Raw genomic sequence first — 10,380 nt, 5'->3', positions numbered from 1 at the left:
CAGCGGGGTGGAGACGGTCGCGTGCCGACTGGTCGTCCGCGACTCCGCCTGAGACTGTCCGGGCCCCACGCACGGCCTGCCTGCGCGGTGATGATCCGTCCCGAGACGTCCCCCGCACCGACCTTGCGCCCCCGGGGGCCCGGGGGCGCAAGGTTCCGGATCGGTCAGGCGTTCCCGGTCAGCGGACGGTGAGCTTCCACAGGTGGTCCGCCGTGCCGTTGTCGCTCCACTGCAGAACGGACGCACCCGCCGAGGTGCTCATGTTCGCGACCCCCAGGAGCAGTCCGCTGTTGTTGTTGACGATCTTGTAGTAGCCACCGGAGTCCGCCACGAACCGCCACAGGTGGTCTGCGGTACCGGTGTCGCCCCAGAGCACGGCCGTGCCCCCGTCCGATGTGCTCATGTCGGTGATACCGAGGTACAGGCCGCTGGACTTGCTCTGGATCTTGTAGAGGTCCGAACCGGCCGAGATCACGGTCCACGTCTGGCTGTTGCCGCCGTCGGCGGGGTTCTGGTCGATCAAAGTCCCCCAGGCGGTGCCTTCGTTGTGGGTGTCGAGAACCAGACCGCTGTTCTTGTTGGTGATCACGTACGTGCCGGCCATCGACGTGCTGCCGGTGCCGCCCGTGCTCCCTCCGGTGCTGCCGGAGGTGGCAGGCGTGATCACCAGGTGGTAGCCGTCAGTGGTGTTCGTGCCCACCGGCACGGTGAGGGAGCCGTTGCTGACGCTGTAGTTGCCCTCGGAGAGCGTGACCGGACCTGAGACCGCGGTCGTCCGTCCACGGGAAGGGGTGTACTCGACCTTGACGTGAACGCTGGACCCGAAGGCGGACAACGCGTTCAGCCCGTTCACGGTCACCGCGCTGTCGCCGGATCCGCCGCCGAAGATGACGTCGATCTGGTTGCCGGCGCTGTTGCGGGAGGCCGCCCCGTCGATACCGGTCTGAGCGGGGGCGGTGGTGGCGAGCATGGAGCCGCTCATGTCGGCGTACCACTTGTACAGCCAGTACGCGCCGTTGGGGCTGCCGCCCTGCCCGGTGAGCAGGTCGCCGAGCGCGCCGGACTGGTTCCAGAAGGCCAGCTCCGCGTCATGGACGCCCAGTCGCTCGAACTTCGCGATGTAGCTGACGAGCGCGCCGGGGATACCCACCTCCGACGGGGCGGCGTACTCCTCGATCGCGATCGGGCGCGGGCTGATGCCGTACTTGCTCTCCAGCGCGGTGACGGTGGCGATGTCACCGGCGATCTTGGAGGCGCGGGACAGCTCGTGCCAGGCGATGATGTCCGGCACGGTGTTGGTGGCGACCGCGTTCTTGAGGAAGTTGTCCATGTCGCTGATGTTGTCCGAGAAACTCGGGCCCTGGATCGGCGTCGTGGAGTCCTTCGAGCGGATCTCGCGGTACGTCTTCGTCCAGAAGTCCTCGAACGTGCCGTTGGAGGACTGCCAGGTGTTGTCGGACTCGTTCCAGGGCGCGTAGGCGGCCAGGTTCGTGATCCCGGACGCCTTGGTCTGGGCGATCTGGTCGTCGACCACGCTCAGCCAGTTGCTCCAGCTGAACTGGTAGGGCCAGCCGGCGTAGTAGTCCGAGAGCCGGTTGACGACCTTCGCGCCGGCAGCCGCCGCCTTGGGCGCCACGGTGAGGATGTCGCCGGTGCCCTGCTGGTGGCCGCCCTGGGGCTTCTGCACGAAGGTGTTGGGCTTGATCGCCTGGACCAGGCTGTCGGACGGCGTGGACGCGTTGGCGAGACCGTAGAGCGAACCGGTCGCGACGTGGGTCACCGGCCTGAGCACCTGGTTGGCGTTCACGACCAAGGTGGTGGCCGCGGTCGGGGCCGCCTGGGCGGACGTGCCGAGCGCCGCTGCGGACACCACGGTCAGCACTACGGCTCCCAGGCCCAGGACGCGGCTCAGTGGTCGCCGGGAGCGGGGGGGTGCGAATGCACGCATGACGGGATTGCCCTTCTGGGGGATCGGGCGTTACGGATGAGGGAAACGCCATTGCCACGGTCAAAGCCCGCGCCGCCCGTCCTGCGACGTCGGGGACCGTCAATGCGCCGGCATCGCCGACCAGTTGGGCAATCGGTTTCCCCGGCAGGTACCGTAGGGCTGTCGCCTGGCGGGGTCAAGGGATGACGCATGTTTGCCCTCCCAGGGGCGATGAGGGCAAAGGGTTGTCCCCGACCACCGCGGCGCGGCTGCCGGAGCCCCTGCCGCCACAGCGACAGCCCAGCGCGTATACGGGAGCGCACGGTGGCCGGGACGCCGAGCCGGGAGTACGGGTGGCCGGCTCCGGCAGGTAGCGTTCCCCGCAGGGCCGCCGCCGGCCGCCGGGTGCCCGCTCCGCCGTGGGCCGAGGAACCGAGAGGACGCGAGAGCCATGGCGCACCCCCTGCCTGCCCGGACCATGACGCCGCCGGCCGAGGCCGTGGTACCGCTCATACGGGGGATCGCGGTACTGCGTGCCCTCGCTGACGCCGGTGGTGTGCTGAGCCTGCCCGACCTTGAGGCCCGCACCGGTCTGGTCCGGTCCACCCTGGACCGGGTCGCCGGCACGCTCGCCCGGATGAACCAGCTTCACGTCGACGGCCGCTTCCTGGTTCTCGCCCCGCGGGTCATGCAACTGGGCAACGCCTATCTGGGAGCACTGCGCTTGCCGGAACTGCTCGGCCCACTGGCCCGCGACCTGGCCCGCGAGCTCGACGAGTCGGTCTCGCTCGCCGTGGGCGACGAGGACGGCATCCGCTTTGTCCACCAGACCACCCGCCGGCGAGCCCTGTCCGTCAGCTTCCGCGTCGGCGACCTGCTGCCGGCCGAGATCGCCGCGCCCGGCCCTCTGGTAGCTGCGCAATGGGGCAACCGGGATTGGGAGCGGTGGCGCAGGCGGCGGAGCGAGGACCCGTGCGGCCTCCGTTTTCCCGCGCTGCCACCCCGCAAGGAACTGGCCCCGCCGCGGGACGAGGAGTTCGTGGAGTGGACGCAGCTGGCACGGGAGCGGGGCTGGGCGCTGGACGACCAGCTCATAGAGCCGGGCCTGGTGGCGCTGTCGGTACCGGTACGGCAGCCGGGGGGACGGCTGGCGTGCGTGGCGAGCCTGGTCAGTCACACCAGTCGCCACAGCGCGGCCGGCCTGCGCGAGCGGCTGCTTCCCCGGCTCGCCGACGCGGCCCGCGCCATGGAGGAGCGGCTGCGTGCGGCGCCCGCGGTCGCACCGCAGCAGTCGTATGCCGGGCTCGCCTCCTGGACCGCGGCATCCAAACAGGAGTTGGGCAGGCGGTTCGTCGAGTCGCTCGCCCGCGGGCTCACGGTGCTGACCGCCTTCGGCGGGGGGCGCGAGTCATTGACCCTGACCGAGGTCGCACAGGCGACAGGTCTGGCCAGGGCCACCGCCCGGCGGGCCCTCATCACGCTGGAACACCTGGGGTACGTGGCCGTCGACGGGCGCTCTTTCACCCTGACGCCCCGGGTGCTGGGATTGGGTTACGCGCCGCTGTCGCGCCTGACGCTCTCACAGATCGCCCAGCCCCACCTGACGGCCCTTGCCGAGCGGGTACAGGACTCCGTCTCGCTCGCCGTTCTCGACGGGGACGACGTCCACTACACCGCCCGCGTGTCGGCCAGACGAATCCTCACGGTGGAGATCACCCCGGGAACCCGGCTGCCGGCCTTGGCCACTTCGATGGGCCGCGTTTTGCTCGCCGACCTGCCCGCAGGCGACCGGGCGGCCCGTCTCGGCCGCGCCGCCCTCGCACCGCTGACCGCACACACAACCACGGACCCCGGCCGGCTCGCGGCTCACCTGGACCACGCCGCTGCCGAAGGATTCGCGCTGGTGGACCAGGAGCTGGAGGAGGGCCTGCGCTCCATAGCCGTGCCCGTCCGCGATCTGGGCAATCACGCGGTCGCCGCCGTCAACGTCGCGATGCACATCGGTCGGCGCGGCGTCGAGGAGTGCGTGACCCAGGTACTGCCCGAGCTGCGAGCCGCGGTCGGAGCCATCGAGGCGGACCTGCACGTCGTCGGCCGCTTCACGTATGTCGCGCCCACCTGAGCACGAGTTCGCGATGTGAAATTTTTTTCGCCAAATACCCGGCACGCTCCACCTGCACAAAGAGTCGCGCCGTCGGGAACCCAGGGGCGGTTCCGCATGCCGACCTGCCGCACGCCTGCCGCGTCATCCCTCAGGCAGGGTGCGGATCCCACCTTCGATGCGTCCGAAAACCGACGATACCGGCGAGGGGTCTCGTTGACGCCCCTGAAGAGGCGCCTTAGGGTCGCCAGCATGTCACCGGCATGACGGCCGTCATTCCCCCACTTTGTGCATGGCGCATCCAGTCGTTTGCGGCCGTCCAAATCCGGACACGCCCGCCGCCGTGTGCCAACGCGGCGACACCCGGAGGGTTCGGCCGGTGACCATCCCCCCACGACAGGAGACACGACCATGCGCAGACGCACGCGCGCGGGTGCGATCGTCGGAACGGTACTGGCGTCACTGGCAGCCCTCGCCCTCGGTACCGTGGCGAGGGCCGCCACCGTCCAGCCGCAGGCAGCCGCCGCACAGACCGTCAGCAACATCGCCTACGCCCCCGCCCAACCGTCCGGTAGCAAGGGCCACCTGCTCGACCTCTATCTCCCCTCCAGCGGCGCGGGACCGCGCCCGCTGGTGATCTGGACCAGCGGATCGGCCTGGTTCAGCGACGACGGCAAGTCCGGGGCGGCCGGAACGATCGCCGACACCTTCACCGCCCGCGGCTACGCGGTGGCGGGGGTCAGCGTGCGTTCCAGCTCCCAGGCCCACTTCCCCGCCCAGGTCTACGACATCAAGGCCGCCATTCGCTGGCTGCGCGCCAACGCCGCCACCTACAACATCGACCCCACCCGCTTCGCCGTCATGGGCGACTCCTCCGGCGGATGGGTGGCCGACATGGCCGCCCTCACCGGCGGCGTCTCCTCGCTCGAGGGCAACATCGGCACGACCGGCGTCTCCAGTGCCGTCCAGGCCGGCGTCGGCCTCTTCGGACCGACCGACTTCCTGCAGATGAACAGCGAGCGCATCCCGGGCGGTCTCGACCACGACGCCGCCGGCTCCCCCGAGTCCTCCCTGATGGGCTGCGCCATCCAGACCTGCCCCGACCAGGTCGAGCAGGCCAACCCGATCCGCTACGTGGACAGCAACGACCCGCCGATGATGCTGCTGCACGGCCAAGCCGACCCTCTGGTCCCCCATGACCAGAGCCTGCTGCTCTACACGGCGCTGAAGAACGCCTGCCGGAGTGTGCAGTTCTTCTCCGTCCCGGGCGCCGGCCACGGCTGGAACGACGTCCTCAGCTCCTCCCACTACGGGCAGCAGACCGTACGCACCGCATCCGGCTGCCAGGAGTCCACGGCCACCGGCTCGCCCAACCCGTCGTGGAGCGTCATTGCCGACTTCGTCGACAACGCGCTGGGCAACAACGGCGGCATCACTCCGCCGACGACACCCCCGACCACGCCGCCCACCACGCCGCCCACCACGCCGCCGACGACACCCCCGACGACACCGCCCACCACGGGACCCGGCAACGGGGCCTGTGCCGTCACCTACACCGCCAATTCCTGGGACAACGGATTCACCGCCTCGGTGACGATCGCCAACACCGGCAGCACCGCCGTCAACGGCTGGACCGTCAAGTGGACCTGGCCGGGCAACCAGCAGGTGACCAACGCGTGGAACGCCACAGTGACCCAGTCCGGTGCCAGCGTGACAGCGGCCAATGCGAGCTACAACGCGTCCATCAGCCCCGGCGGCCACGCCGACTTCGGCTTCCAGGGCACCTACAGCGGCACCAACAGCGCCCCGCCGCAGTTCACGCTGAACGGCTCGGCTTGCAGCACCACGTGAGCCGCGGCTGAAGCGGCCCGTACCGTACGCCACTGGTGGGTGCCCGGCACAGCTGGGCACCCACCACCCGCGCGAGGGCGGGCGCGTTGTCCTCCGTGACCCGGCGGTCGGATCAGATGGCGTTCTCCCGGAACTGTTGGTTCGTGCCGCTGCTGCAGTCCCACTGGATCAGCCGTGCGCCATCCGCGGTAGACGCCCCCGTCACGTCCAGGCACTTGCCGCTGTGCCGGGCCACCAGGCGTACGTATCCGTCGCCTTGGCTCTGGAGTTGCCACTGCTGGTTGGTGCCGCCGTTGCAGTAGTACTGGTTGACGTTGGCGCCCGCGGTTGTCGAGGCGTTCGAGACGTCCAGGCACTTGCCGCTGTGCTGTGCGATGACGGTGACGTACCCATTGCCAGCGTCGGTCAGTCGCCACTGCTGGTTGAGCCCTCCGTTGCAGCCCCACTGCGTCACGGTGGCGCCGTCCGCGGCCGAATTGTCGGCCACGTCCAGGCACTTGCCGCTGTGCCGGGCCACCAGGGCGTCGTAGGGTCCGCCGCCGGCCCCTGAGACGGTGCCGGCCGCGGTGTCGATCGTGACCTGCGGGTACCACGGCATGTCCATGGTCACCGGCGTCGGGAAGGTCAGCGGGAGCCAGACGTACTGTGAGTCCTCGACGTTCCCGCCCATCGAATTGCCCCAGCGGTCGCCCATGTAGAGGTACGAGGTGCCTGAAGTGCCCTGGACGGGCAGCACGTATGCGGTCTGGGATCCGTATGCGGTGTTGTCACCGACGTCGGTCATGGGTGTCCAGGGGCCGGCCACGGAGGAGGCCGTTGCGTAGGCCTGCTGGTTGGGCTTCCATCCGCTGTTGGCCGAGGTCAGCATGAAGTAGACGCCGCCGCGCTTGAAGAGAGCCGGCGCCTCGCGGAAGGTCCCGGGCCAGGGATTCGCCGCGAGGCTCGCCACTCCGGTGTAGTCGGCAGTGAGCTTGAAGATGTCCAGGTCGGCGTTCTCGTTGGCCGAGGAGACCAGGTAGGCGCTGCCGTCGGTGTCCTGGAACAGGGTCATGTCCCGCGAGGTGATGCCCAGCGGGCGGAAGCTGCCCAGGTAGGTGTAGGTGCCGTCGACCGTGTCGGACACGGCCACGGCGACCCTCGCCTGGCTGTAGTCCGTGGCGGTCTCCTTGTGCATCCACATCACGTACTTGCGGGTGGTGGAGTTGTAGATCACCTTCGGGCGCTCGATGCCGGCTGACGCGAGCTCGGACGCGCTGGACTGGGTGAGGGCATTGTTGCGGAACTCCCAGGTCCTCAGGTCGGTGGACCGGTAGACGGACACGTACCGGAAGGAGTTGTCGGCGTTTCGGTTCTCTCCGAACCAGTAGTAGTACGCGCCGGCCTTGATCACCCCTCCGCCGTGGGCGTGCACCACCTCTCCCGTGGTGTCGGTGAACTGCGTGGCGTTGGTGACGGTGACGGAAGCTGCTCGCGCCGGGGTGACGACGACAAACGCGGCCAGTAGTCCGGCCAGGACGGCGAGCAGGAGCCTTCGAAGACGATGGACCATGGGGAACCTCCGGTCAGAGTGGGGGTGGGGGCGACCGCCCTACGGGCCCGTGTGGCCTGCCGGGCCGACACTCGGGCATGTTCCCTTCTGTTTACTTTCGATGGAGGACCGTAGGGCGTGGCTGACGCGCCGTCAACCGTCCGGACACAGATCCATCCGATGTTCCATTGAGCGATCTGGCTGCCGGAGAGCAAGCTGCGGCGGCCAGGAGCAGTGCCGGGAATCATGCTGATCTCGAAAAACTTTTGACGCACCCCTGGACAAGCTGCGCCGGGAGCCACTTAATTCATCCGATGAGCCAGGCGTCGTGTCCGGCATGTTTACGTAACCTTCCGGCGATTGCCTCACAGGTGAGCAGTCCGGCGCAGGCGCGTTGTATGCGTTCCATCCCAATCTCTGTTCGTTTCTGTTCGGATGAGGAGACAATCGTGCCTCGACCAGCACCTTCGCGTCGCAGCGTTCTCACCGGCATCGCAGCCGCCACGGCCGCCGCAGCCGTCGGCCACATCGCCGCGGCGCCACCTACGGCCGCCGCTACCGCGGCCCCCCAGCCCATCCCCCTGCAACCCCTGCGCATCCCGGTGTCCGACCTAGGCCTCTCCCAGCAGCCGGACAGCAAGGTCGCCTGGCTCCAGGACGCCAGGCTGGGCATGTTCATCCACTGGGGCGTCTACTCCGGCCCGGCCAAGGGCGAGTGGTGGATGCACAACGCGCCCATCACACCGTCCGACTACCGGAAATACGTCACGGACGCCACCGACGAGCAGTTCACCGCGGATGCCTACGACCCCACCGCGTGGGCGAAGCTCGCCACCGACTTCGGCGCGAAGTACACCGTGCTCACCACCCGCCACCACGACGGATTCGCGTTGTGGCCGCTGAACCATCCGAACGCCTGGAGCGCCGGCCAGTCCCCCCTGAACAGGGACTTCGTCAAGGACTACGTAGCAGCCGTACGAGCGGCCGGCCTCAAGGTCGGCCTGTACTACTCGCCGATCGACTGGCGCTACCCCGGCTACTACGACGTCACCGGCACCGACTGCGCCCCCAACCCCTGGAACTACACCACCGACCCCGCGCACAAGGAGAACGCACGGGTCATGAAGACCGAGGTCTACGAGTCGGTGAAGGAACTCGTCACCCAGTACGGGACCATCGACGACCTGTGGTGGGACGGCGGCTGGATCGCCGAGCAGGGCACGGATGCCGACGGCGCCTACTTCTGGGAGCCCGGCCAGTACCGCGACACCGCCAACCAGTGGCCGGTGGACGCGGCGTACGGGGAGACCGACAGCTCCGGCAAACCGCTCGGGCTGATGGGCATGGTCCGCAAGCACCAGCCCGACATCGTCACCACCTCCCGCTCGGGCTGGGTCGGCGACTACGCCAGCGAGGAAGGCGGCTCGGTCCCCACCGGCGCCATCCGCTCCGGGCAGGCCACCGAGAAGGTCTTCACCGTCGGCACCAGCTGGGGCTACAACTCCGACGGCAAGGTCATGTCCTACACCAACGCCATGAACATCCTCGTCAACTCCTGGGTACGGGACATGACCGTCATGGTCAACATCGGTCCCGACCGGCACGGCACGGTACCGACCGCGCAGCAGAATCTCCTGCGGCAGATCGGCACCTTCATGAAGGCGTGCGGCGACTCCGTCTACGGCACCCGAGGCGGCCCGTGGCAGCCCGTCGAGGGCCAGTACGGCTTCACCTACAAGAACAGCACGGTCTTCGCCCACCTGCTCCCCGGCTACGGCGGCACCGCCTTCACCACTCCACCGATCGGAGATGCCAAGGTCAGCAAGGTCTACGACGTCGCGACCGGGAGCGCACTGACGTACAGCCTGGGCTCCGACGGGCGGGTGAGTGTCAGCGGCATCAACCGAACGCGCTACGCGGACGACAGCGTCATCGGGATTGTGCTGGACCGTTCCGTGCAGCCCGCCGACATCGCGGCGGGACGCACCGCGACGGCGAGCAGCCAGGAGTCCGGCAACCCCGCCTCGAACGCCGTGGACAGTTCGACGGCCACCCGCTGGTCGGCTTCCAGCGGCAGCGCGGGCCAATGGCTGAAGGTCGATCTGGGCTCGACCAAGAGCGTCACCGGTGTCCGTGTCGCCTGGGAGTCCGACGTCGACTACCTCTACCGGGTAGAAGGCTCCACGGACAACACCTCCTGGACCACGCTGGCGGACTTCACGGCCACTCCGCTCTCGGGACAGGTGCAGTCCGTGGCGTTCACCGCTCAGGTGCGCTACATCCGGGTGACCGTGACCGGGCTGCCCGCTGGGTCCTGGGCGTCCATTCGGTCACTTCAGGTGTTCGACCGGCCTTTCGCCGCGGACCTGGGCACCTACCGGCTGGTCAACCGGAACAGCGGCAAGGTGCTGGACGTGAACGGCGCCTCCCTGGCCGACGGCGCCGCCGTCATCCAGTGGCCGAGCACCGGAGGGACCAACCAGCACTGGCATGTCCAAGCGAACGGCGACGGAACGTACCGATTGGTCAACTTGCGCAGCGGCAAGCTGCTCGACAGCCCAGGCAGCTCCGCCCAGGGCGCCGCACTCGACCAGTGGACCGATACGTCCAGCACCAACCAGTGGTGGAAGCTGGTCCCGTCGTCCACGAGCGGCTACTACCAGCTGGTCAACGCCCGCACCGGATGGTGCGTCGACGTGGCGAACGGCTCGACGGCCGACGGCGCCGCCATCATCCAATGGCCCGTCACGGGCGGAGCCAACCAGGACTGGCAGCTCGTGCCGGTCTGACCGCGGTCAAAGCCGCCGGGGGACGGCCGTGCGGCGCCCGATGCCCTTGGGCCCCAGCCTGCTCGTGCTCGCGAGGCACAGGAGCGGCACCTCGCAGGACAAAGCCGTCGCCTCGCAGCACCGGTGGCGCACCGGGCCGTGTCGCCGGTGTTCCGGCGACACGGCCCGGACGTTTCCGTGTGCT

At 68.9% G+C, this 10,380-nt stretch carries 5 protein-coding genes; 3 read left to right on the top strand and 2 right to left on the bottom strand.

Going from position 1 to position 10,380, the window contains the following annotated elements:
* Window positions 1–178: 178 nt before the first annotated feature.
* Complete coding sequence (locus HCN08_RS34285) at window positions 179–1,882, bottom strand: RICIN domain-containing protein (protein ID WP_322974856.1); 1,704 nt, start codon at window positions 1,880–1,882, stop codon at window positions 179–181.
* Between the two features lie 496 nt (window positions 1,883–2,378).
* On the opposite strand from HCN08_RS34285, the gene HCN08_RS34280 reads away from it, so the two are divergent.
* Window positions 2,379–4,049 (top strand): IclR family transcriptional regulator domain-containing protein, encoded by a 1,671-nt coding sequence (locus tag HCN08_RS34280; RefSeq protein WP_167987267.1) that lies wholly within the window; start codon window positions 2,379–2,381, stop codon window positions 4,047–4,049.
* A gap of 390 nt (window positions 4,050–4,439) precedes the next feature.
* Complete coding sequence (locus tag HCN08_RS36825; RefSeq protein ID WP_167987265.1) at window positions 4,440–5,879, top strand: cellulose binding domain-containing protein; 1,440 nt, start codon at window positions 4,440–4,442, stop codon at window positions 5,877–5,879.
* Between the two features lie 112 nt (window positions 5,880–5,991).
* On the opposite strand, the gene HCN08_RS34270 is transcribed toward HCN08_RS36825, so the two are convergent.
* Window positions 5,992–7,428 carry an RICIN domain-containing protein gene (locus HCN08_RS34270; RefSeq protein WP_167987263.1) on the bottom strand — a complete coding sequence of 479 codons (1,437 nt, stop codon included), beginning with the start codon at window positions 7,426–7,428 and terminating at the stop codon, window positions 5,992–5,994.
* Between the two features lie 581 nt (window positions 7,429–8,009).
* On the opposite strand from HCN08_RS34270, the gene HCN08_RS34265 reads away from it, so the two are divergent.
* On the top strand, window positions 8,010–10,196 hold the full coding sequence (locus HCN08_RS34265) for an alpha-L-fucosidase (RefSeq protein WP_322974855.1): 2,187 nt from the start codon (window positions 8,010–8,012) through the stop codon (window positions 10,194–10,196).
* Window positions 10,197–10,380: the final 184 nt, after the last annotated feature.

The sequence above is a fragment of the Actinacidiphila epipremni genome (assembly GCF_012034175.1).
Classification (GTDB): domain Bacteria; phylum Actinomycetota; class Actinomycetes; order Streptomycetales; family Streptomycetaceae; genus Actinacidiphila; species Actinacidiphila epipremni.
Note: the sequence above shows the minus strand (reverse complement) of the source record. Positions and strands in the feature narration are given on the sequence as shown.